Genomic DNA, 21,843 nt, shown 5'->3' with positions numbered 1-21,843 from the left:
GCGCTGTTTTGCGGACGGCTTTGGCCGCTCCTCCCCTAAAAGCGGCGGTAGGGCGCCATTTGGCGTTCGCGATCGAGATGCTGGCTTCGGTCGGCGCCGCGGCGGCCCTGGTCGCGGAGCCAGCCCTGCACGCGATCGGCGTCGGGAATGTCGTCGATGAAGGACGAGGGCGAGGCCGGACCGCGGCGAAAGCCGCAATGGGTAATGGCGATCCGGCGCATGCCCCTGGTCAGCGCGACATAGGCGAGCCGCCTTTCTTCGCCGAGGTCGCCATAGTCGGAGGGGAAAGATCCCGACTCCCAGGCGGGGAGGAAAACCTGCGGGAATTCCAGGCCCTTGGCCTTATGCAGGGTCATGAGGCGGACGCGGGCCGTCTCGTCCTCGTCGGGGCGGCTGGTCGCCAGCGAGGCGTGGTCGAGAAGCTCGCGCGCGGCGTGGAAGGATCCGGCGAGCTCGACGAGCTCGCCGAGGTTCTCGAGCCGTCCTTCGGCGTCTTCGGCCTTGCTGTCGCGCAGCATGGCGCGATATCCGGTCGCGTCGAGCAGGAGGGAGAGCTGGTCGGCCAGCGTATGAGAATGGTCGTCGGCGATGCGGCGGATCTGGTCCACGAAGAGCAGGCCTGCGGCGCGGGCCTTTGGCGGCAGAGGCGTCGTCTCGAGGGCGCGGAGCAGCGAGACATTGCGGAAAGCGGCTTCAGCCTCGATGGCGTCCATGGTCTTGGCGCCGAAGCCGCGGCGGGGCTCATTGATGACGCGCCGGAAGGCCTCATCTGATTGCCGCTCGTTGGGCGTCGCGGCCAGGCGCAATAGGGCGAGCGCATCCTTGATTTCGGCGCGCTGATAAAAGCCGACGTCGCCGACGAGGACATGGGGGATATGCGCCCGCATCAAGGCTTCTTCGAAGCCGCGCGAGAGGAAGTTGTTGCGATAGAGGATCGCCATCTCGTCCCAGCCTGCGCCCTCTGCGTGACGGAGCTGGATTTCGAGGACGATCGCTGCGGCTTCCGCCTGCGCGTCGCGGAAGGCGACGATCTCGATCGGCGCGCCCTGCTCTTTTTTGGTGAAGAGAGTTTTGCCGAGACGCTTTTTGTCCTGCGCGATGACGGCGTTGGCGGCGGCGAGGATATGACCGGTTGAACGGAAATTCTCCTCGAGGCGCACCTGGACCGCGGCGGGAAATTCCTTCGTGAAGCGCCGGATAAAGGTGATGTCGGAGCCGCGCCAACTATAAATCGACTGATCATCGTCGCCGACGACAAAGATCCGCCCGTGCGACGAGGCCAAGGCCTTCAGCCAGCAATATTGGGCGAAGTTTACGTCCTGATATTCGTCGGCGTGGATCCATTCGAAACGCGAGGCCCAGCGATCGAGATAGTCTTCATTCCGCTGCATGGCGAGCGTCGGCCAGAGCAGGAGATCGCCGAAATCGGCGGCGTTGGCGTCGCGGAGCCGGGGCTGATAGTCGGCATAGACCCGGACGGCGGCGCGCAAGCCAGCGGCGTCGATCGCTTCGCGGCTGCGCTCCGCGTCGCCGATCTTGCGGTCGACCCAGGCGCTCGCGCCCTGCGGCGTCATAAGATTGTCTTTGAATTTCGAGATCCGGTTGCACATGATCTTCAAAGGATCGCGCGCATTGACCTCGCCTTCGTCGCCGCCGGCGAGGTTGAGCGCCTTCATCGTGCGCTTGATCAGACGACGGCTGTCGTCACCGTCGAGAATATCGAACCCAGGCCTGAGGCCGGCGATTTCGGGGGCGTCGCGAAGCTGGCGCGCCGCGAGCCCGTGATAGGTGCCGACCCAGGACGGCGCGCCTTGCCCGCCGAGGGCCGCGCGGATTCTCGCCGTCATCTCTCCGGCCGCCTTATTGGTGAAGGTGACGGCGAGGATGCGGGACGGCGGGATCCGATCGACCGCAATTCGATGGACGACGGCGGCGGTCAAGGTCGAGGTCTTGCCCGTTCCGGCGCCGGCGAGAACGAGGATGGGCCCCGGATGCGCGGCGGCTTCGACTTGGGTCTTGGTGAGATTTGCGGCGAAAGCCTCAAAAGACGCGGCCGAAACCAGCTCCTCGCCTATGGGCGGCGGCGCTTCGTCCCATGCGGGTCGCGGCGGCTCGTCCCAAGAAGCGGGGTCAGCGAGAGGATCGTAAAGCGGATCGAGGAAAGGGTCAGAGAATCTCGACATGGCACATCCATCCTGAACAGCGGATCAGCTCCCCGCCTGGTTTGTCGTCGGTGGTGAAGACCGTGAATTCGGCGTCCAAGTCGAAGGCGCCGTCTTCGTCGCGCTGGCCGTCGACCACGACGCCCTCGAGCGATTGGGAGCCGTCGTCGGCTTCGACGAAGACGAGCACGTCCTTGAGGCTGTTGCCGGTGGGCGGGCGGGAAAAGCGGCGCTTCAGTTTTTCGGGCAGACGGGTGAAGGCCTGAGCGAGCCCGGTGAGCGCGCTGTCGCGATCGGCGCGGGCCAAAAGCGCGGTCAGGCGCTGAAGGAACAGCGTTTGGGCGAGCTTCGGCGGCCAGGGCTCCCATGGCTTCGTGCCGGGCGGCGATGGCAGAGGATCCACGTCGAGAGGGGCGAGCGTGATGCCGAGGCTGTCGCGCAATTCGTCTCGGGTCCACCCGACGACGTTATACGCTTCGCTCGCCGCCGCGAGGCGATCGGCGTGTTTGTGCTGTGCATAGGAGTCGTCGGTCCAGGCGGGTAGTTGGTAGCGTTGATCGACGGCGTCCTGCAGGCGGCGATCCAGCCGCTCGAAGTGTGGAGCGAGATGAGGTTTCAACGGCCCGAGCAGATCGAACCCCCAGAGTGCTTCGGTCGCGTCATGAAGAATCTCGCGCAAAGCCTCGCGCGCCGTGAGAGGCCCGAGGGCTTCGCGCAAGGCGAGCACGGCGAGGCTGTGCTGGGCGACGCTGAGCGGCAGGTCCCATTTGCTGTAGCCGGCCCAGCGATAGGTTCGGGAAAGTCCGATCGCGAGATCTTCATGGCTCCAGGCGTCGGGGTGGGGCTCGAGAAGATCGAGTTGGCGGCCGGAGTTCAGGAGGACCCATGCGCGAGGCTTGTTCGGAGCCTCGGGGAAGGCGCCATATTGGTCTCGCGGGATTCCCATTTGGTCCTTGAGACGATTGAGCGGCTCGAATTTGGTGAAATCGGGAAGGTTCATGTCGTCCTCCTGAGTTGGGCTTGTTGTTCGCGCACCAAAATGTCGTTCCAGTCGCCCTGGACGATCGGCGGCGCGAGCCGCGCGAAGGCGACGCCAGCGCGGGCAGCGAGGTCTTGATGGCGCAGCGCGTATCGTTCGCCGGCGGGATTTGCGTCCGCGGCGCTGCAAAAGAGCGCGCCGGGGGTCTTGGCCATTCCGGCGAGGATTGCTTCGATCGCCTCGATGGTCGCAGGGCCCATGCCCCCGCCGGTCGCCGCGTAGAGCGTGTCCTGCCGGAGGCCCTCGAGCGCGGCGAGGCTGAGCGCGTCGATCGGCGCTTCCGCCAGAGCAAAGCGGGTCGGATGGCCGGATCCGCGGCTAAACCGGAACAGGACTTTGGTCCCGCCTCTCAGCGAGCCCTTGTAGGCCGGCCCACGGATCTCGACATGGGTGACGCGTCCGGCATCATCTCGATGTGCGAACCAGGCGCTCCCATAGGGTCCGGGTCGCAGGACGTCGGCCGCATTGGCGATGTCCAGGATCTGGAGAGGCAGTCCGCGCTTCTGCGTGAGATAGGGCCACGAGGGCGAGTCCTGGGCGAACCTCGGCCGCGCGGCCCATCGGTCCGCCGGCAGCCGATCGGGGAGGTCTTTTTCCCGGCGCCGCTTCGCCTCCGGGAAGGATGGGCTCAGCCCGATGAATTCGCGCAAAGTCTTGCGGACATGGCCGAAATTCAGGCTGGGATCGAAATGCTGGACGAGGTCGAAGACGTCGCCCTTGGCGTCGCTCCGAGGATCCCACCAACCCCTGCCCTCATGGTTGACGATGAGAACCTCGCCCTTGCCGCGGCGGTATTTGAGGCAATGTTTCATGCTCTCGGCCGGATCAATCCGCCATGGCGGCGACTGGCGTTCGAGCACGACGGCGCAATGCACCTTCTCGCGCAGCTCTTCTATTTCCGGGTCGGATCTGGTCATCCTTGTGCTCCCGCTCGTGGTTTGCGGGCCGGGAGGCTGGCGACTGCTCGTCTTCGCCTTATCCTTGCCCTGATGCCCTCCGGCGACCGCGAGGCGGTCGCGCTGCAAGGGCGCGGGAGCGGGGCCGCCGAGACTAGAGAATCGGCTCGGCGGACCGACCCCTTGTCGGCGCGGCAGGCGCTAGCGGAACGCATTTGCCTTCTCCTGTTGTTCTCACCTCCTTTTTGTCAGCGGCGCTTGCGCGAATGAAAAATCGTCGCCGCGCAGGCGGCGACGATTTGGTCGAGGAAAGATTGCTGGAGAGGCGGCGTGCGGCAGAGTGCGCGAATGGCAAGGCGGCCCAGGGCGTCAACGGCCGTGATCGGCCGCTTGGAATTCTCGCGGTGGGGCCGGCTGAAGCGGGCGCTGAGCTCGATCGCCCGCGCTTAAATGTGCTAGGATCGCAACACGTGGGGCCAGTTACGCAAAATTACACTTGGTCGAAAGAAAGGCCGCCATGGATCTACGCGGCGTCCCACGGAATTTGCGGCCGCGTTACAATATAGCGCCGACTTCCACGGTCGATGTGGTGAGGAACGGCAAGGAAGGCCGCGACGGAAGTTCCATCAACCTTCAGTGCCCAGGCCGAAAGGGCCGCCGAAAAGCGCCAACTTTTTGACATGACTCTGCCACTGTTCGATTGGACGCAAGTTACCCAGCGCCCACGCACAGACCCGTACGTGCGGCTTTCCCCCATACAGCTCCCACACCGGATATTTGACGGCAAACCAGTCTGAACGCCAAGGGTGAAGGATTGGCGGTTTGGGAAGCCACTCATTGGCGATCTTCCCTATTCGCTCCCCTGAAGTTCTGCCCCGCGGGCTGCAACGCCTGATCGCGGCAATGCCGGAAAGCAATCACATGGTCACGAAAACCAACGACAGGCGCATTCGGGCCTTTCTCATAATAGCCGCTGTCCTCGCATTCCCGCGGCAAGCCTCCGCCGCCATTGCCGAATCCTGGCCATTACCGCCTCGACGTCCGGCCGAGGCGCCTCTCCATCCTGCCCCCCACGACACGGCGCCGGGGGAACAGGCCGAGCCAAAGCCCTCCATCGATCAGGCCTGCCTGGATCGTCTCCGCGCCGCTGGAATCGAATTCGAAATGGTCACCCTTCCGCCGGCCCCCAAACCGGGATGCAGCATCGAAACGCCGGTGCGGCTCAAGGCCGTCATATTCGCGCCGCGGTGGAAAACGTCGATCCACCTGCCTGACGAGCCCACGCTTTCCTGCCGGTTCGGTGAGCGGTTCGGCCATTGGCTACGCGACCTCGTCGCTCCGCTCATTGCAGGCGAGCTCGGCGTCGAACTCAAGTCGGTTCGTACCGGGCCCGGCTACGAGTGCCGCAACCGCGCTGAGGCCGGCAAGATCAGTGCGCACGCGTCCGGTCTCGCGGCCGACGTCGTGAGCTTTGAGCTCGCGAATGGCAGAACGCTGCCCATCAAGCCCAATGACGATGAGCATCTACGTGCTACCGTCGATGCTATCCGCGTCGCCGCCTGCGGGTGGTTCACGACAGTGCTCGGGCCGGGGTCCGATGCGGCGCACGCCGATCATATGCACGTCGACAGTCTGCAGCACGGGTCGAGCGACCGCTACCGCATCTGTCTATGAGGTAATTGCCCCCAAATTCAAAGGAGCCCAATGCCCTACTTGGGATTTCCGGTTTGGATGCGCTTGCCTACGAAATGCGTTACTACGCCGATTGCCGTCCACAGGTGACCAGCTGCGCGATCGTCTTCCCGTCGAATTGCTCTTCATTCGCTTCGCGTTCCGCCCCGTTGTCGAGCACAATGCCGAATCTGATATCGAGCGAAATGACCCAGCGGGGCGCTGCTCTCTCAAAAAGGACACTACCTCGTCAAAGCGACCGCCCGTTGACTCCTTCGTACGACCATTCCATAGCTGCTGCCTACCCTAAACCTACGTTACACCGCAAGACAACGGGCAATAGCCGCAACCAAATCCGAGATAGCAAAACACCTCACCAACGCTGTTGCGCATCATGAACTAGCCGCACAACACCATTGCGAAGCCGACTGGCGCCACGAAGCGAAATCGACCGGGAAAGCGGCCCATCACGCCCAGGTGCCGTATGGTCACGGCGCGGATCCCTGGGCTTACCAGGAGGAGGCCGCGAAAACTCACGCAGAGATTCACGCCAGAAGGAAAAATAGGTTGTCTCGCCCACGAGACCGATTTCGAAGCACGTCGATCCGCTTCAGACTTCTCTTTTTATTCGCGCGCGGCGCGTGAGCGTGTTCACCTTCACCGAACATGCTTCTAAGGCCCTATTGGGAAGCCCTTAATCAAATCCTCGGATCGAAGAAAGAGAATGAGCACCCTCCTTATCATCCTTATTTTAGTGCTGTTGTTTGGCAGCGGCGAATACTACGCCTATAACACCTACGGTGGCACTGGTCTCGGTGGCGCGCTTGGCAGGGCTTTCGTAATTTTCCTGATACTCGGGCTCTTTGGCCAGGTGCGCTGAATTCTGCGCGAGAATACAATTCGTCGTACCCGAACCACTGCTCGTCGCTGCGCTGTCTAAGGCCGCTCAGAAATGGAGCTCGACAATGAAACTGTTTTCTATCGCGACGCTATTGGTCATTGGGACGTCGACACTCGCACATTCGGATGATTTGAGTTGCATCAGCACGACATTCAATTTGCTCTCCCCCAACGATAAGGTGTGTGTCACCGATTTCGAAGATCCAAAGGTTTCTGGCGTAGCCTGCTACATTTCGCAGGCTCGGAAGGGAGGATGGGGCCAGCCGTTTGGTCTCAATGAAGACCCGTCAAATTTCGCCGTCTCCTGCCGTCAAGCCGGCCCCATTTCTGTCGACATCTCTAAGTTAGCGGACAATGAGGAGGTGTTTAGCGAGAAAACTAGCATCTTTTTCAAGGCGACGCGGATTTATAGGATCATAGACAAGAGGCACAACACCTTGGTTTATCTCGCCATAAGCTCGAAGATCATCAATGGTTCGCCTGCCAATGCAATCAGCACCGTGCCCATTATGCCATGGGGATCGCAATAACGATGACGCGGATAAGTCAATCTGGCCTGATCGGTTTAGAGGAAGGTCACCGACTCCAGCGGACGGGCCATCGTAAACCAAAAGGTGGCCCGAAGGTTTAGTCCATAGAGCCTCGAATAGCGCTCCAGTTAAGGCTTATCGGACGCCTGCCGACACGGGTGATGGGGTGCGCCGCCCCTGAACGTACAGGCGTCCGATACGGCTCAAGGGAGGAAACCATGGGTCGTGAGAGATCCAACGTTGGGGCGCGCTCGACTTATGGGAATTTGACATCCCGGCGCGGCCGTGCAGCGAACTTACAGCATACATGGCTGGCGAAACCTGCATTCCGAGATAGCCTTGACGGAGCGGTGCAGGCGAACTTGGAGCAATATGCCGCGCCGGTCGCGCGCGACTTTGGAAAATTATGATCAGCGGACGAATGCGGGCCTGGCGGCCGGAAAGCCGGCACAAAAGACGAATGGCATCCCAACGTCATGATTTAGAAGAGTGGTGTCCTGAGCGGTCCATTCTGATTTGGCCCGTGGGAACGCTGCTAACATTTGTTCGGGAGCCCGCCGAAGAGCCGCTTGAGAGGATCGTGGGGCTCCATCGCCGTGGTTTACATGTGGTAGGCAGCCACCCCATGGAAGCGGCTCACTCAAACGTTACACCTGAAGCGAGGTACAAGCTCCATATCCTTTATTGGCATAAAGAAAGCCGTTCAGGACGTGACCTCGACCATCAACGCGCGAGCTGGGACAGTCATGAAAAAGCCGAGTGCAGCACCACGTTCTATCGCAGCAGAAGAGGATCAACCGCGGCATGGCTTCCGATGGAGATTAAGCCGTGAAAAGATATACCACGAAGCCGGCGCGCGATGTAGCCAAGTAAGCGGCGCGGATCGCTCCGCGATCTTCGCATTCGAGAATGAACCAAATGTCTGCTAAACGGTTCTGCATGCCAGAAGGAGACATTCATGAAGAAGCTGTTCCTTGTTCCGACCATTGTCGGCATCGCTGCCCTCGTTGCCGCTGGCCATGCGGATGCACGGCCTGGCGGCTGCGTCAAAGGCGCCATTGTCGGCGGAATTGCAGGTCACTTTGTAGGTCATAGTGGGCTAGGAGCCGCCGCAGGCTGCGCCTATGGCGTACACAGGCGCAACGAGTTCGATCGTCAAGACAACTATGAGGGCCGCTCCAGCTTTGATCAGCGCAAGGGAAACGGTCGATACTAGATGCCAGTGGCGGCAAGCAGGTGTTCGGCCGATGTTTAGGCGCCTCTTTCTATCTGATAATCGCGCGCCCAATCGATCAGCCACCCAGCAACTTCACCAAGAAGGGCGCCCAGATCATCAGGCAACGCGACGGTCTACAATTTGCTTTAACTCTCGCTTTTGCGCGGTAACCAGGGACATGGGGCGCCTCCGGCGTCGCCTCACGTGCCGAGCGTTCTCCCAGCGATCAAATCACCTATGAACGCCAACGCAAGAAGCGGCATCGGCGAAAGCTCGCGTCCCAGCCGCATCGACCGACTCAAAATTATGTCCCGCCATGTCGCACTTCGTTCGTCCATCCTGCTTTGCGGTTCTCTTAGCTGCATCCGTCGTAGCGTCTCCCGTGTTCGCGCGGGAGAAATCGAGTGCTCTGGCGACTTTTCTGAGCGGTCATCTGATTGCCGCAGGCCAATTCCAGAATCATCACGACGGTTCGACGCGCGGCATTCGTGTCGACATCCACGGAGCATCAGACGGAGCCGCATTCAAAGTCGTCGAGGACACCACCTATTCCGACGGCGAAAAGCACCACTGGGTCTGGAGATTTTCGAAGGTCGGCGCAGGGCGGTACGTCGGCCAGCGCGCGGACCTGCTCGGCCAGGCGACGGTCGAGACGCATGGCGATAGGATCGACATCGCCTATCGCGCCCGCGTCCCGACGAAGGACGGCATGACCCACAACCTGGATTTCAAGGAAACCTTTGTGTTCACGCAGTCCGGGACGGCCGATTACCGGCTGAGCGTGTCGCTTCTGTTCATTCCCGTCGGGGAAGCGCATTTGGCCGTTCGGAAACTGCCCCATTGACTAGGCCCGACTCAATGGTGGCGCTCTGGGCTGCTCCGCAGGCAGGCGGATGCCCCCCTAATCTGGAAAATGTCGGATAAACCCACAAAGGCATTGCCGCCGACCCCGCATAGTTGGGGTCTTTCGAAGGCGCGTCGCTGCCGGCAAGTTCGCGTCCGGAGCCGGAATCCTGATAATAATCCTGAGACGCATCGTGGGCGTTTTGGCTTCGATCGATGCCCGACCATTTGGAGAGGCCCGCCGCACTCATTTTAGACCAGGGCGCCCAACCTTCGGTAGACGCCTTATAGAGCGAAAAATCAATTTGAGCCCGCCAGGTGCTCGGGTCGGACGCATTAAGACCAGTCGCGGCGGTAAACTCGTCTCCCAAGCCCGAATTGTTCAATCGCAGGACATCAGGAAGCATGCCCCCATAGTGCAATTGAAACGGTCCAAACGAGGAACCCATATCGCCTATCAAATTCGAGTCACCTCCCGTTTCCTCATTGAAAATCGCGACTGCCGCGCTCGGGTCGACACCATAATTTGCCGCGATCTCACGAATATAATCACTGCTATAGCCCGACGCCCAATGTTTCCCCGTCCTGAGATTGGTAGCTTGATATTCGTGTCCTCGATCGTCACTCATGGGGCAGTTTTTGAGGATCGAAACCAGACAAAGCTTGACCTCGTCGCCTATGCGGGAGGCATGAAGCGTAGGCACATACTCATAAGAGACGCCTGATACGCCATTGGCGTATACGACAACGCTGCCTGTATCATACGCCGATGTTCCTGCGAGGCGGGCAGAAATCCCAATAATTGTGGTAATCGCGCAATCGCCAACTTTTTCCAGACCCGGAGGGTGGACTGGCGTTGAGTCCGCGCTGGCGTAGAGCGCGACACTACATGCGCATGTTACGCCAATGAACGCCTCCCTTATTGACGTCGCTAGCAGCTTCATCTTGATCAAAACCGTCCACCCGTCATAGTTCGGGGCGTAAGTTTGCTTTCGACGGGAAAGAAATGGTTATCAGGATGATTAGGTTCCAGCTCCGCCGTTGCTGGACTTGGGCCGGCCGAGCCTGACGTGGAGGAAAGCATTAAGCCGCTGGGCTATCGCCTTCGCCGAAGGCGAGCTTGGTCTTGACGGCGCCGCCAAGTTAACCTGAGCGCGCACGCGAAGAGGCGGTTTTCTGGATATCAACGCCTTCACGCGGCGAGCTGAGTGATCGCGATCCCGGCCCAGGCCGCAAAGGCCTGGTCGCGACTGGCGCGGCAATCAGGCGCAGACATTTTCCCGCGAGGGGGAAAATGGAAAAGCTTAGCAACGTGATCGTGTATCGACAGGTATTTCTGGACTTGCCGTGACGATTTAGACCGCTTCAAGATCCACTCTTGTCGCCACGTCGGCTGATGAGAATTCTCCGCCAGATTGTTCAGCCCCTTGTGCTGCCAGTATTCCATGTGCATGCCAGTGTCCTTGCGCGCTGCGCCTTAGGATTTGAGCATGTCCGTGAACATGACGCGGGGCGCCCTCGCGTCAGTCGGCTTCCACTGATGGGTTCAGTTTGGATGTTAGAGCATTGACGGTCTCATGGCCAGCGCGGGCGACCAAGCTGGTCGGGGGTGCGAAGCCACCCGTGCGGTCATGGCGGGCACGAAGACCTGCGGCGCCGGCGGCTTGTAGCTAATCTATCCATCAGGCCGTAGGGTATTCTAATGACTCGGCCAGCTTTCGACGCCGATCCTCGCCTTGGCCAACGAAGAAAAGATTTCGCCGTCGAGCAAGCGCGCTTTGACGGGCTCGACGAAGCCGCTCCCCCACGGGCGTCCAGGCGCAATGTAGACGGTCTTCGCGCCGACTGCCCTCAACCATTCCTGCAGGGGCTTGGCGACGAACTTTGGGCGTTGTCGAAACGAATATGTTCGGGAACGCCACGCAGCATGAAGAGATCGGACAGAACGTCGATCACATCGACGGATTTCGGCATCCTGTCGATGCGAATGGCTAGACATTCGTGAATGAACTCCTCGACGATGTTCAGCATCCGATATTTCCTGCGCTCATGCGTGCGATCCTCGGCGCCTCGGGATCGCCGCGCCAAGAGGATTGAGCAAGAGGAAAAATAGGAGCGACAAGCGGCTCCATCCGGACGCGAGGCAAGAAATCTAAATCCCGCGTTCGAGTTAACCTTTTCGGCCCCATAATTTCTTATAAGATAGGCGGCAAAAGTCTTCGCAGACACGCCGGAATGGCATAAGAGGCTGCGGCGATAGATTATGAGGACCAATGCGGACGAACCACGAGGGTCCAAGAGATATTCGCGCGAGGACCGCATGGCTGGCCGCTCTGATTTTCGCCGCGAGCCTTCTTTGTTGCGATAGAGCGCTGGCGATCACTCTGGTTCGCGCTGAAACCGGCCAGTGGGATCTCTCGCAGGACGGCGCCAACAAGAGCTGCCGCGTCACTCTGCAGGCGGGGCCGGTCACTTCGAGTCGTCGCGGTCTGGGAATGCCCGCCGGCTGCCGCAGAGCGCTCCCGATCCTCGCCCGCGTCGAAAGCTGGAGCCTTGTCGGCGACGATCACCTCGATTTTGCCGACACGACCGGCGAACCGCTGCTCGATTTTACAGAGCAGTCGGAGGGCTACTTCCTCGCCAGCGGCCCGCAAGGCGAGACCTATCGGCTTGTTTCGGTCGAACGCGTGCCGCAAAGGACTCCTTTTGCGGCTAGCCAGAGCGGCGCGAAGCCGGGCCAAGAAACGGGCAAAGCAAAAGGCCAGGAAGCAGGCCAAGAAACAGGCCAGCAGCCCGTCCAGATTGCGACGAAGGGCAACGCTCCGGGCGGCGCGATTCGTCCGGCTGATGTGGCCGGCCGTTACTCAATTCTGCGCGAAGGCGGCAAGGATGCGGGCTGCATGTTGACCTTGGACGACAAGGAGGCCGGCCGCGGCGGCAACAAGGCTTTGCTCGCGCCCGCCTGTCGCGATCAAGGAATCGTGATTTTCGATCCCGTTGGCTGGCGGATCAGCGGCGGCCGCCTCATCCTTACCGCTCGAAAGGGCCACACCACAAACCTCGATCTGCAAGCCGACGGTTCCTGGCTAAAGGACCCCAAGGAAGGCAAGAGCCTCAGCCTGAAAAAGCAGTGAACACGCGTTCATGGACTCTCACACCTAGAGCTTTGAAATCGTCCCTCGGCTCACATTGTAGGAGCGCGCGATCTCGCCAACGTCTTCCCTGCTGGCGTCACCGCGGATCGCTTCACCCTGATGATGGGTGAGCGTCGGCTTTCAGCGTAGCCTGACGCCGTTCGCGCCACGGCGGGCGCGGATCAATTCGCGCTCGAGCTCCGCAGGGCCGCCAAGGACGGCCAGCGTCACGGACCCGTGCGCAGCGCACAAGCGGCCGATCCATCCGGCCTTAAGCCGTAACAGGAGGCCACCGCCTTTAGGCGGTGGTAGTTCAGAAAAGTCGCTCCGCCTGAGGTTTCAGACTGGCCTGCAATAGTCAGCGATAGTGGCGCCTATAATAACGGTGCCTATAATAACGGTGCCCATAATAGCGGTGCCCATAATAGCCAGGCGCGTAATAGCCGCCCCCATAATAGCCATATCCACAGTTGAACGGGAACACGCAGGGGAATTGAACATGCTCAACCGGCAGGCCGGCAGGCGCCACCGGCAAGACGCCGTTCATTGGTGTGGCTTGGGCGAGGTTGGCGCCGCCAATGATCGCGCCGTAAGCTGCGCAGGCCACAAGGACAATTATCCGTAGTAATTTCATTTATCCCTCCTTCAGGGCAATGAAAAACCGCTCTGGAAGGGTGCATCCAAATTGTGCAAAGAGCAACGGTAAATTATGGATTTCGCAGGGTCGCCTTGAATTGACCTTGATAACTCGACGGCGGCTGGTGCTTGGTGTGCTTGCGCCGTAGTAACGGCGAAGTGAGACCGTCGACCCCCGTCTCCTTGTAGCGTAACTTCGATTCGCCGTCTCGGCGCCGGCGTGGCGGCATAGGCGCACTTGAGCGTGATGCTTAAGCTAGAGACCGTCCCGCCGACGAACGGTTTCAAATTGCGACTCTCAGGCGATAGAGAGACACATTGACTGCGATTTATGAATGAAACGAGATTGTCAAGCGACCAGCGAATACTACTTTAGTTTTTCTAAGGCATAGGAGCGCCTAATATGGCCAAAATTAAAAATTTGCGCCGTGACATTGAGACATTGAGAGAAACGATCCATCTCCATTGGGAGGATCTTGCGACTCGCAATGTCACCGCCGGCGAACGAGATGAAATTCGTCAGGACATTAGATCGTGTATCAGCGAATTGGAGAAGCTTCTCCACCGGCTCGATAATTTGAAACCAAAATCTGAAAGCTAAAATTCCTTCGAAAAATTTCAGACGATCGCTCCTTCCATCCGCATTGCTGCGACACGGCGTTCGGCTGCAACGTCAAGTTTATCGTCGGCCATGTTATCGGCTTCGGGAAGCTTCGCAACCGTCGAGGGGACGGAAATGCTTGCCTCGCCCCGCTCGGCTCTCGATCCCTTATTTCCAAGAGAGAGAAATAGGTCAGAGCGGGTGGCGTTCGCCTGGCGTCCGACCTTCTCAAATAGTCAAGGATAGGCCATGGCCAATACGAACCTTCCGCTATCGCTCCTGCCGGCCCACATTGAAGAGACCGTCCGGTCTATTGCACGGCTCCACGGCGAGCACCACCAGAACACCACGCCCCTTCAACGAACCGTCGATCGCATGACAGCCTTAGTCGGTCGCCCTCAATTCATCGGCGTGTTGACCGCCATCGTGGCCGGCTGGGTCAGCCTCAATCTGTTCGCCGCCGCGCTTGGCTTTCGCCCTATCGATCCACCTCCCTTCTCGGGGCTGGCAAGCGCAGGCTCCCTGGCTTCGCTCTACATAGTCGTCTTGATCCTGGCGACCCAGCGGCGTGAGTACCAACTTGCCCAACTCCGCGAGCAGCTCACATTGGAGCTGGCGATCTTGAGCGAGCAGAAAACGGCGAAGGTGATACAGCTACTGGAAGAGTCCCGTCGGGATAATCCACTCATTCGCGACCGGGTAGATCAGGAAGCGGACGCCATGGCCCAGCCTGCCGACGCACAATCGGTGCTCGAGGCGATCAAGGAGAGCCACGCCGAGGCGGAGCAGATCGGCGGCCGCGCAGAGAATCCATAGGGGCGGGACAATCGCCGCCAGCTGTTGAGCCAACGTCAGGTTGAGGGCCATGTCCGGTCGTCATGACCCAGCCCACGCTCAAGTAACGAACCATTTCTGGTTCGCGTAGGACATCGCCTGCGCCGTCCGCGACATCGCGCTTTGTCGCTCCCGCAGAATGCGGCTTACCTTCGACGACAAGATGACCCTCGCGCGGACAATCCTCGACCATTTACGGATCAGAGGCTTCGCCCTAAGCCGCAGGCCGCCCCGCATCATTTTGCAAAGATACAGGCGCCGGTCGGCGCCATGTCCCCCGCCGGGAACTTTTTGAGCCACTTTGGTCTTCTAAGCATGTCGGGCGGCACTGACGCCTGACTGCGGCGGACGCCCCGTCAACAAGCAGCGTCAGCGGTGGCTCAAAAAGAGGACCGAATCATGGACAATGATGACGTAATTGCAACGTTGAACCATCTAATTGAGATAAGCCACGACGGAGAACAAGGTTTTCGTACCTGTGCCGAAGGAGTTCGGAGCCCTGATCTTAAGACGCTGCTGGAGGCGGCGGCGGCAAGATGTGCGGAGGGCGCGGCCGAACTTGACGCCAAGGTTCGCACCGTCGGCGGGGAGCCCGCCCATGGAGGCACGATAAGTGGTTCGATGCATCGAGCCTGGACCAACATAAAGTCCGCGATCACTGGTATGAGCGAACACGCAGTTCTCGCCGAGTGCGAGAGTGGCGAAGATGCGGCGGTTGCCGCTTATGAAGCGGCCCTTCAAACGAGCTTGCCGGCTGACGTAAGGACGATCGTCGAACGGCAATACCAGGGCGTCAAGGCAAATCATGAAAGGGTTCACACCTTACGCAACGCCGCAGCCTGACGCTCGGGCAGATATCCTAAGAGCCCACAGCTGCCATGTTCCGGCTTTCCAAGCCAAAACAACGCAAGAGGCAAGGCTCCCTATGATTATGATAGCGAAGGCTTTGATCCCCGGATCGATGGCCTTGTTTCTGGTCGCCTGCGGGGACCAAGCGAAATTGCCGGAGGAAGCGGCATTCGGCGCAAATCCAGCGTTGCCCGAGCCTACTCAAACACTTGTCCCGACCCTCAATATCGCACCAGCGAAGGGTTGGCCGAAAGGAGCAAGCCCCGCACCCTCAGCCGACCTTTCGGTACAAGCCTTCGCGGCCAACCTTGACCATCCTCGTTGGCTTTACGTTCTCCCGAACGGTGACGTTCTCGTTGCCGAAACCAACGCTCCACCCCGGCCGGAGGACGAGCGGGGGATTAAGGGCTGGATTTCCCGATTGGTGCAGGGCCGCGCAGGCGCTGGCGTTCCGAGCGCCAACCGCATCACATTGTTGCGCGACGGCGACGGCGACGGAATCGCGGAGATGCGAACGGTTTTTCTTCAAGGGTTGAATTCACCATTTGGCATGGCCCTCGTTGGCCATGATCTTTATGTCGCCAATACGGATGCGATCATGCGCTTCACCTATCTCGACGGCGAAACGCAGATAAAGGGCCCTGGCGAAAAAGTCACCGAGCGGAGATGCGAACGGTTTTTCTTCAAGGGTTGAATTCACCATTTGGCATGGCCCTCGTTGGCCATGATCTTTATGTCGCCAATACGGATGCGATCATGCGCTTCACCTATCTCGACGGCGAAACGCAGATAAAGGGCCCTGGCGAAAAAGTCACCGAGCCGCCCGCCGGCCAAATCAATCATCACTGGACTAAGAACCTCATCGCGACCCGTGACGGCTCGCGCCTTTACGTGACCGTCGGATCGAACAGCAACGCGGCGGAAAATGGTTTGGACAAAGAGGAGGATCGCGCGGCAATTCTCGAAGTGGAGTCAGCAACAGGCAAAGCTCACGTGTTCGCGTCAGGTTTACGCAATCCGAACGGGATGGATTGGGAGCCCGAAACCGGCGCTCTTTGGACGGTTGTCAACGAACGCGACGAACTTGGCAGCGATCTTGTGCCGGACTACCTCACTTCGGTGACGGAGGGCGGGTTTTATGGCTGGCCCTTCAGCTACTACGGCCAGCACCTGGATCCTCGGGTTTCTCCCCAGCGGCCAGATTTGGTGGCCAAAGCGATAAAACCCGATTACGCCCTTGGAAATCATACAGCTTCCCTAGGACTAGTATTCTCCAAAGGCTCCTTTTTGCCCGAGCAATACCGACATGGCGCTTTCATCGGCCAACACGGATCATGGAACCGCAAACCTCGTAGTGGATATAAAGTTATCTTTGTGCCATTCTCGGATGGGCGTCCTTCAGGACTGCCGATTGATGTTCTCACCGGCTTTATCAGTGTGGGAGACGAGGCATTTGGTCGTCCGGTTGGGGTCGCCATCGATCGTACCGGAACCCTCCTGGTTGCCGATGATGTTGGCAACTGTATATGGCGAGTCGGGCCTACGGTAACCAAGGCGACGACCGGACGCTGAGCTGAGCCATCCCATTTGCACACGAACGCAATCCGGCTAGACAAGACCGAAAGAATCCCCTACGGGCGCTATCTGCTTCGCTCTTGGCGCATCTTTCATCTCGCAGGAACTCGGTCGCATGACTTGCCTGATCACATCGCCACCACTGCGCGCCAGCGAGAAGATGTCGAAAGGCATCGTGCCCGCTGACGACATCGCCGGGTTACCTGGCCGGCCTTTCGGACGTCAGAACAACGATTTCGCGCCAACCCGAAACGCGTTCCCGATCATCGTCTTTCAGGATGAGGAACTGGAAGGCTACGGAATTCACCTTGACCAAAACGCGAACGTATTGAACGCCACGTCGTCGACCGGGCCTTCCATCCCCCCGGAACCGTCAAATCCAGAGCGGAATGAATCACTGCGTAAACGCTTCGTGACTCCAGAATGTCGATTGGACCAAGTAGGTCGGCCGCCGTGAACGGTACGCGCCGAAGCGCGGCCGAGGCTATGACTTAGCTCCCTCGTGGGTGGCCAATAGATCCTGCATGTCGTTAGCGTGCTCCTCCTCGACCGCCAGAATTGATTCGATCATTACGCGCGTGGTCGGGTCATCATCGCCGAAGAAGCGGATCAGTTCCCGGTAGTGGTCGACGGCAATCCGTTCGGCGATCAGGTTTTCGCGAATCATCGCGACCAGATCGGAACCGGTCGCGTATTCGGATGCCGAACGGCTGGCCAAACCCTTGGGGTCGAAATTCGGTTGGCCGCCTAGCTGGCTGATGCGTTCGGCCACGGCCATTGCGTGTTCTTGCTCTTCTTTAGCGTGCGCGGCGAACTCCGTCTTGACGCCTTCGCTGGCAAGGCCGGTGGCGGCGATTGAATGCTGAGTATAGCGTAGCACGCAGACCAGTTCGGTGGCTAGAACGGTCTGCAGGAGCTCAATGGTGCGGGCGACGTCGCCGACATACGTTTTGCTGACCACCCCCCGCTCAATGTGCTGACGCGCCCGTTCACGCAGGGTTTTGACGTCGCTCAGGAACGGTTCGGTTGTCTGCTTCTCGGCGGCGGAGGTGTGCTTCACGGCTGGCTCCAATGTTCGCGTGAGGAGTCGATGAACGCGGTGGGGTTCCCCCCTCGCTCTCTTCAGATCAGCGGCGCTACGGCTGCTGGATGGCTCCCGGCTCGGGGTCAGTTTACGCTGCTGCATATGCACATACAAGTATGCATGCAATTATTAAACCGGCACAGCGAGTTTGCCGCGACGTATCGGACATTCGCGTCTTGACCCGCTGTCAGTGTCATCATCGCTCTGTTGATCGGCCTCCTTGTCAGATGGCTTGCACAGTTGGTCCGGGAACTGCGTAGCTGTCGAAGCAGATTATCAGAACGTGAAAGGTCTATGACGCCAAACTGGTTCGCTTGTGGACTGTACGCCCTCGTTCATCGGCCTCCACATCGCCTCACCGCTCAGACCGCGCTCCCAAAACGATCCCTCAATTTAACTCCAGAGGATCAACAACCGTGTTGATCCTTTGGAGGTTAAGAATGGGCAAGTTCTGATTGCTCTGACTTGCGATCCTTGCGAAAATGACGAAGCCGCGGCAAAGTGGTCCTCCCTGGGGTCCCCTAGCTGCAATTCCACCGGCCGTCAGAGGGCGCTACGTTCTACGAAGACAAATGGGCAGGACTATTTTTGTTGAAATGGCGCTAACTTTTCACGCAGAGGCCGGTTCAGCTGTGGCAGATATATGCCGCCGTGATGATCCCCGCCCCACCAACCAAATGTATATACTTTATATTTTCCCCGAGCGGGCTGTGCGTGTCGCTCGATTGCCGAGTAGACGATCAAACTCCATCTTCGAAACGCCGTAGCACTCGCACGTGAGATTCTCGAGCCCGCGACGATCGAGGATCGTGACGTTCCCACGTCTATAGCGGATGAGGCCCGCCCGCTGCAACGCGCCTGCCGCAGCGGTAACGCCGGTCCGCTGCACCCCTAGCATCATCGCCAGGAATTCCTGCGTGAGCAGAAACTCATCCGATTGCATGCGATCGTGCGTCATGAGCAACCAACGACAACATCGTTGCTGTATTGTATGAAAGTGATTGCACGCGGCGGACTGCGCGACCTGGTTGAAGAAAGCGTGAGCATAGCGAAACATTACCTTTCGTATCGAAGCGCTTTGCGCCAGTTCCTCCTTGAACAGCGTCGCCTTCATTCTCAGACCAGCGCCAGGAACCTGTATGTAAACGCTGGTGGGAGCCCTGTTGTCCCCAAAGACAAGGGGTAAGCCAACCACGCCTTCATTTCCGATCGTTCCGACCTCCGCGGCGTCGCCGTTCGCCATGGTATTTACCAGGGAGCCGACGCCAGTCTCGATAAAATAGACAAACCGAATGGGTTTATCAGCGCGATAAAGAGACTGCCGGTACTCCAGCGGAATAGGTTGAAGTTGCGGGCGAAGCCGTTCGTAATCCTCTTGCGGCAGCAAACCCAGCAACCGGTTGGAAAGCGGGAGCGCAGCCTCGCGGCTCTCCACCACCTTGCTCCTCCTCTTCAGTCTTGCTTAAATGGTTTCACGGGTGCCGAACCGACTGACCACCTATTTCATTTTTTGGAGCCGGCGCGGGATGCTCCCACTAGGCCCCGTCCTCGGCAGCCATTTCCCTTGCGTCTTAATGCTCGGCCTAATCGACTGCGCCTAACCGCCGTTCATCGATCAAGGCTGCGCCTTTTTCCTGGTTGTGGCAAGGTCAATGTCTTGCATCGGACATTTCCATCGACTTTGCTCCGCAAGGGGCATAGGGTGGCAATAGTTGAGACGCCACGACAAAGCGTGCGTGCGGGCATGCCCATCAACTTCATATCCGAATTCGGTACAGCCATCCGTCGGCCTCGCTGCGAGATATGTCAGGACGAAAGAATACGGCGTACAGGCGCGAACGTCCCTTGCGTGGATTCATATCGCAACCTGTCGTTTATGCGCCTTGATTGCCGAAACAGTCGTCGTTGAATTCCCTCCAACGCTTAATGGGACCCATGTCGATTTCTGCGCCTTCAACTGCAGGAAGCGGCGGCACACCGAAAAGTTCGAAGCTACAATCAATGTCTACTATCCGACATAACTGATTTGGATCAATGCAATTTAGCTGTCTCCGTCGCAGCTTTCGTCTGTTACGGGTGTCCAGGCAACGGATTCCAGCGCCCACAGGCAAGGCTGACGATATGACCATCGAACATCTGCTGCACCGCGCGGGCTTAACTTCAAACACCATATTTGAAAGCCCGGGGCGCCGCACGAACGCGAGCTACGAACGCGAACTGACTAGGCATAGATGCACAGAGCGTCTGTTGCGAGACGCTCTCGCTCGGGAGGAAGCGCTGCTACGGCAAAAAGACGCGTTGATCCAACAACAGGAGATTTTGAGCAAGGAGTCCAATCATAGACTGTTGAATGGGCTGCAGATGATCGTAAGCCTGCTTTCGCTGCAAAGTCGGGCGTCGACGAATGCCGAGGCGGCGTCGCAATTGGCCGTCGCAGCCAATCGCGTGGCCACGATCGAGCGCGTCCACTGGCGGCTCCATTATTTGGATGGCGTAAAAGCGGTTGAGTTCAAGCAATACCTTGAGGATCTTTGTCGGGATTTTTCCACGATGTTGCACTCCGAGGATCGCCCAGAGCAGGCCATCGTCGTCGAGGCGATTGAAATCAAACTGCTCACCGCCACCGCCATTCCGCTCGGCTTCATCGTCAACGAACTGATCACGAACGCAGCGAAATACGGCAAAGGCCAGATCACGGTCAGGTTGGAGGCAAATCCTGTAAAGGGCTACGCCCTGTCGGTCGCCAATGATGGCCCGGTTTTGCCGGAGGGATTTGATCCAGCCGCCTGCAAAGGATTGGGGATGAGGATTATTCGCTCTTTTGTCCAACAGATCGGCGGTGAATTGCGGATCGGTCGAGGAGATAAGAACCAAGGCGCCCGGTATACGGTGCTATTCTCCTGATTGCTGGCAAATCGGAGCCGATCGGGTCCGATGATAGCTCTGCTCGCAACGCTGGAGTCGTGGAGTCCGGGCGAGGTAAATAGGAGGACTTCCCGACGATGAATCGCAACGTTCTCTACCTCATCATCGGCGCGCTCGCAGTCACGACAGGGGTCTTGAGCTATCAGCTCTACCAGGAGCGGCAGAAGACCACTGGCATCGAGATCAACCTCGACAAAAGTGGAATCTCCATCGAGAAGAAGTAGTTCTGCGAGTTCATAAGGTCGCCCTCGATCGCGCGTCATTCGCAAATGTCGATGACGGTCTTCACAGTCGGAATGCGAAAAGGCTCAATGTTCGGCTAGGTTCAGGAATGGGAGATAGGTTATGTCACTCGGACTCATACTCGTCATCATCCTTATCATCTTCTTGCTTGGCGGCTTTAGTGGCCGCTTCGGCGGCTATGGCTATGGCTATGGTCACGGCGGCGTCGGCGTCATCGGCGTCATCCTGATTGTCGTCGTCGTATTGCTTCTCATGGGGCGGCTTTGATTTCACCGGCGTAATGGCGAGCGCTGCAGCTTGGAGAAGCGCAAATTCGCGGCCCCAGCGCGAGCTGGCTGGGATCGAGTCGTCAATAGCGAAAATGGTGCACTCAGGTCGCGTCAAAGTATCGAGGACCAGGAAGCAGGCGTGATTTATGAACTGGGACAAAATCGAAGGAAACTGGAAGTACCTCAAAGGCAAGGTTAGGTCGCAATGGGGCAAGCTGGCTTATGACGATGTTGAGCTCGCAAAAGGAAGGCGCGACGCATTGAGCGGCCTTTCTCAAACGGGCGTTACGGCCAAGCAAAGGAGCAGGCCGAGCTTGAAACCAATCTTTGGACCAAGCACCTCAAATAGAGGCATGGTCCCGTCCGCTTTCCTCGCGCGGCGCTTCGCAGACGTGGCGCCTCCCCATTTCGCGTCCTCCGTGCCGGCAGCAAACGC

At 59.1% G+C, this 21,843-nt stretch carries 21 protein-coding genes and 1 pseudogene; 13 read left to right on the top strand and 9 right to left on the bottom strand.

Annotated elements, in window-relative coordinates; all coding sequences use genetic code 11:
* Nucleotides 1-35: 35 nt before the first annotated feature.
* From RZS28_RS19830 to RZS28_RS19820, 3 genes are read right to left on the bottom strand one after another with little or no spacing between them, the layout of a single operon-like run.
* Nucleotides 36-2,183, bottom strand: coding sequence for a UvrD-helicase domain-containing protein (locus RZS28_RS19830; RefSeq protein WP_318655123.1), 2,148 nt, complete (start codon nt 2,181-2,183; stop codon nt 36-38).
* Nucleotides 2,167-3,162, bottom strand: a complete 996-nt coding sequence (locus tag RZS28_RS19825; RefSeq protein ID WP_318655122.1) for a hypothetical protein — start codon at nt 3,160-3,162, stop codon at nt 2,167-2,169. Before RZS28_RS19825 ends, RZS28_RS19830 begins: the two co-directional genes overlap by 17 nt.
* The gene (locus tag RZS28_RS19820; protein WP_318655121.1) at nt 3,159-4,118 is read right to left on the bottom strand and encodes a DUF3991 and TOPRIM domain-containing protein; all 960 of its coding nucleotides are present in this window, start codon (nt 4,116-4,118) and stop codon (nt 3,159-3,161) included. Before RZS28_RS19820 ends, RZS28_RS19825 begins: the two co-directional genes overlap by 4 nt.
* An 816-nt stretch (nt 4,119-4,934) precedes the next feature.
* Here RZS28_RS19820 and RZS28_RS19815 point away from each other — a divergent pair.
* The 5 genes from RZS28_RS19815 (at nt 4,935) to RZS28_RS19795 (ending at nt 9,258) form a co-directional block, all read left to right on the top strand.
* Nucleotides 4,935-5,771 (top strand): extensin family protein, encoded by an 837-nt coding sequence (locus RZS28_RS19815; RefSeq protein WP_318655120.1) that lies wholly within the window; start codon nt 4,935-4,937, stop codon nt 5,769-5,771.
* A 721-nt stretch (nt 5,772-6,492) separates the two neighbouring features.
* Nucleotides 6,493-6,648 (top strand): DUF3309 family protein, encoded by a 156-nt coding sequence (locus tag RZS28_RS19810; RefSeq protein ID WP_318655119.1) that lies wholly within the window; start codon nt 6,493-6,495, stop codon nt 6,646-6,648.
* 85 nt (nt 6,649-6,733) lie between these two features.
* Entirely contained in the window at nt 6,734-7,198 is a 465-nt protein-coding gene (locus RZS28_RS19805) for a CreA family protein (RefSeq protein ID WP_318655118.1), read from the top strand.
* Between the two features lie 958 nt (nt 7,199-8,156).
* Nucleotides 8,157-8,414, top strand: coding sequence for a hypothetical protein (locus tag RZS28_RS19800; protein ID WP_318655117.1), 258 nt, complete (start codon nt 8,157-8,159; stop codon nt 8,412-8,414).
* A gap of 382 nt (nt 8,415-8,796) precedes the next feature.
* Nucleotides 8,797-9,258 carry a DUF3833 family protein gene (locus tag RZS28_RS19795; protein WP_407341198.1) on the top strand — a complete coding sequence of 154 codons (462 nt, stop codon included), beginning with the start codon at nt 8,797-8,799 and terminating at the stop codon, nt 9,256-9,258.
* Here RZS28_RS19795 and RZS28_RS19790 read toward each other — a convergent pair.
* From RZS28_RS19790 to RZS28_RS19780, 3 genes are all read right to left on the bottom strand, one after another.
* Complete coding sequence (locus tag RZS28_RS19790) at nt 9,209-10,210, bottom strand: hypothetical protein (protein ID WP_407341197.1); 1,002 nt, start codon at nt 10,208-10,210, stop codon at nt 9,209-9,211. The two genes, RZS28_RS19795 and RZS28_RS19790, sit on opposite strands and share 50 nt — an antisense overlap.
* A gap of 239 nt (nt 10,211-10,449) precedes the next feature.
* Nucleotides 10,450-10,710, bottom strand: a complete 261-nt coding sequence (locus tag RZS28_RS19785; protein ID WP_318655114.1) for a hypothetical protein — start codon at nt 10,708-10,710, stop codon at nt 10,450-10,452.
* 398 nt (nt 10,711-11,108) lie between these two features.
* On the bottom strand, nt 11,109-11,288 hold the full coding sequence (locus RZS28_RS19780; protein WP_407341196.1) for a hypothetical protein: 180 nt from the start codon (nt 11,286-11,288) through the stop codon (nt 11,109-11,111).
* Between the two features lie 242 nt (nt 11,289-11,530).
* Between RZS28_RS19780 and RZS28_RS19775 the strand changes: the two genes are divergently transcribed.
* Complete coding sequence (locus RZS28_RS19775) at nt 11,531-12,391, top strand: AprI/Inh family metalloprotease inhibitor (protein ID WP_318655113.1); 861 nt, start codon at nt 11,531-11,533, stop codon at nt 12,389-12,391.
* Between the two features lie 358 nt (nt 12,392-12,749).
* Here RZS28_RS19775 and RZS28_RS19770 read toward each other — a convergent pair whose 3' ends face one another.
* Nucleotides 12,750-13,025: a hypothetical protein gene (locus tag RZS28_RS19770; protein WP_318655112.1), complete on the bottom strand. Its 276-nt coding sequence runs from the start codon at nt 13,023-13,025 to the stop codon at nt 12,750-12,752.
* A gap of 852 nt (nt 13,026-13,877) precedes the next feature.
* Between RZS28_RS19770 and RZS28_RS19765 the strand changes: the two genes are divergently transcribed.
* The 4 genes and pseudogenes from RZS28_RS19765 to RZS28_RS19750 all read left to right on the top strand — a co-directional run bounded on the left by RZS28_RS19765 (nt 13,878) and on the right by RZS28_RS19750 (nt 17,343).
* Nucleotides 13,878-14,444, top strand: coding sequence for a DUF1003 domain-containing protein (locus RZS28_RS19765; RefSeq protein WP_318655111.1), 567 nt, complete (start codon nt 13,878-13,880; stop codon nt 14,442-14,444).
* 417 nt (nt 14,445-14,861) lie between these two features.
* Nucleotides 14,862-15,305, top strand: a complete 444-nt coding sequence (locus RZS28_RS19760; protein WP_318655110.1) for a PA2169 family four-helix-bundle protein — start codon at nt 14,862-14,864, stop codon at nt 15,303-15,305.
* Between the two features lie 82 nt (nt 15,306-15,387).
* Nucleotides 15,388-16,883: pseudogene (locus RZS28_RS19755) on the top strand (PQQ-dependent sugar dehydrogenase).
* 118 nt (nt 16,884-17,001) lie between these two features.
* A complete protein-coding gene (locus RZS28_RS19750) occupies nt 17,002-17,343 on the top strand; it encodes a hypothetical protein (RefSeq protein ID WP_318655108.1) in 342 nt (113 codons plus the stop codon).
* Between the two features lie 27 nt (nt 17,344-17,370).
* Here RZS28_RS19750 and RZS28_RS19745 read toward each other — a convergent pair whose 3' ends face one another.
* Together RZS28_RS19745 and RZS28_RS19740 are read right to left on the bottom strand one after the other, a co-directional pair.
* Nucleotides 17,371-17,946, bottom strand: coding sequence for a ferritin-like domain-containing protein (locus tag RZS28_RS19745; protein WP_318655107.1), 576 nt, complete (start codon nt 17,944-17,946; stop codon nt 17,371-17,373).
* Nucleotides 17,947-18,658: 712 nt separating this feature from the next.
* Nucleotides 18,659-19,408: a Crp/Fnr family transcriptional regulator gene (locus RZS28_RS19740; protein ID WP_318655106.1), complete on the bottom strand. Its 750-nt coding sequence runs from the start codon at nt 19,406-19,408 to the stop codon at nt 18,659-18,661.
* Nucleotides 19,409-20,091: 683 nt separating this feature from the next.
* Between RZS28_RS19740 and RZS28_RS19735 the strand changes: the two genes are divergently transcribed.
* The 3 genes from RZS28_RS19735 to RZS28_RS19725 all read left to right on the top strand — a co-directional run bounded on the left by RZS28_RS19735 (nt 20,092) and on the right by RZS28_RS19725 (nt 21,405).
* The gene (locus RZS28_RS19735; RefSeq protein ID WP_318655105.1) at nt 20,092-20,874 is read left to right on the top strand and encodes a sensor histidine kinase; all 783 of its coding nucleotides are present in this window, start codon (nt 20,092-20,094) and stop codon (nt 20,872-20,874) included.
* 98 nt (nt 20,875-20,972) lie between these two features.
* The gene (locus RZS28_RS19730) at nt 20,973-21,119 is read left to right on the top strand and encodes a hypothetical protein (RefSeq protein ID WP_318655104.1); all 147 of its coding nucleotides are present in this window, start codon (nt 20,973-20,975) and stop codon (nt 21,117-21,119) included.
* Between the two features lie 121 nt (nt 21,120-21,240).
* Entirely contained in the window at nt 21,241-21,405 is a 165-nt protein-coding gene (locus RZS28_RS19725; RefSeq protein ID WP_318655103.1) for a DUF3309 family protein, read from the top strand.
* The last annotated feature ends 438 nt before the right edge of the window (nt 21,406-21,843 follow it).

It is taken from the genome of Methylocapsa polymorpha (assembly GCF_045689225.1).
Taxonomy (GTDB): Bacteria; Pseudomonadota; Alphaproteobacteria; order Rhizobiales; family Beijerinckiaceae; genus Methylocapsa; species Methylocapsa polymorpha.
The sequence above is the reverse complement of the archived record's forward strand: the minus strand, read 5'-3'. Positions and strand labels throughout refer to the sequence as shown.

Coding starts and splice junctions, on each gene's coding strand:
- RZS28_RS19830 (WP_318655123.1), bottom strand. CDS start 2,183: ATGTCGAGATTCTCTGACCCTTTCCTCGATCCGCTTTACGATCCTCTC.
- RZS28_RS19825 (WP_318655122.1), bottom strand. CDS start 3,162: ATGAACCTTCCCGATTTCACCAAATTCGAGCCGCTCAATCGTCTCAAG.
- RZS28_RS19820 (WP_318655121.1), bottom strand. CDS start 4,118: ATGACCAGATCCGACCCGGAAATAGAAGAGCTGCGCGAGAAGGTGCAT.
- RZS28_RS19810 (WP_318655119.1), top strand. CDS start 6,493: ATGAGCACCCTCCTTATCATCCTTATTTTAGTGCTGTTGTTTGGCAGC.
- RZS28_RS19805 (WP_318655118.1), top strand. CDS start 6,734: ATGAAACTGTTTTCTATCGCGACGCTATTGGTCATTGGGACGTCGACA.
- RZS28_RS19800 (WP_318655117.1), top strand. CDS start 8,157: ATGAAGAAGCTGTTCCTTGTTCCGACCATTGTCGGCATCGCTGCCCTC.
- RZS28_RS19785 (WP_318655114.1), bottom strand. CDS start 10,710: ATGCACATGGAATACTGGCAGCACAAGGGGCTGAACAATCTGGCGGAG.
- RZS28_RS19780 (WP_407341196.1), bottom strand. CDS start 11,288: ATGCTGAACATCGTCGAGGAGTTCATTCACGAATGTCTAGCCATTCGC.
- RZS28_RS19775 (WP_318655113.1), top strand. CDS start 11,531: ATGCGGACGAACCACGAGGGTCCAAGAGATATTCGCGCGAGGACCGCA.
- RZS28_RS19770 (WP_318655112.1), bottom strand. CDS start 13,025: ATGAAATTACTACGGATAATTGTCCTTGTGGCCTGCGCAGCTTACGGC.
- RZS28_RS19765 (WP_318655111.1), top strand. CDS start 13,878: ATGGCCAATACGAACCTTCCGCTATCGCTCCTGCCGGCCCACATTGAA.
- RZS28_RS19760 (WP_318655110.1), top strand. CDS start 14,862: ATGGACAATGATGACGTAATTGCAACGTTGAACCATCTAATTGAGATA.
- RZS28_RS19750 (WP_318655108.1), top strand. CDS start 17,002: ATGACTTGCCTGATCACATCGCCACCACTGCGCGCCAGCGAGAAGATG.
- RZS28_RS19735 (WP_318655105.1), top strand. CDS start 20,092: ATGACCATCGAACATCTGCTGCACCGCGCGGGCTTAACTTCAAACACC.
- RZS28_RS19730 (WP_318655104.1), top strand. CDS start 20,973: ATGAATCGCAACGTTCTCTACCTCATCATCGGCGCGCTCGCAGTCACG.
- RZS28_RS19725 (WP_318655103.1), top strand. CDS start 21,241: ATGTCACTCGGACTCATACTCGTCATCATCCTTATCATCTTCTTGCTT.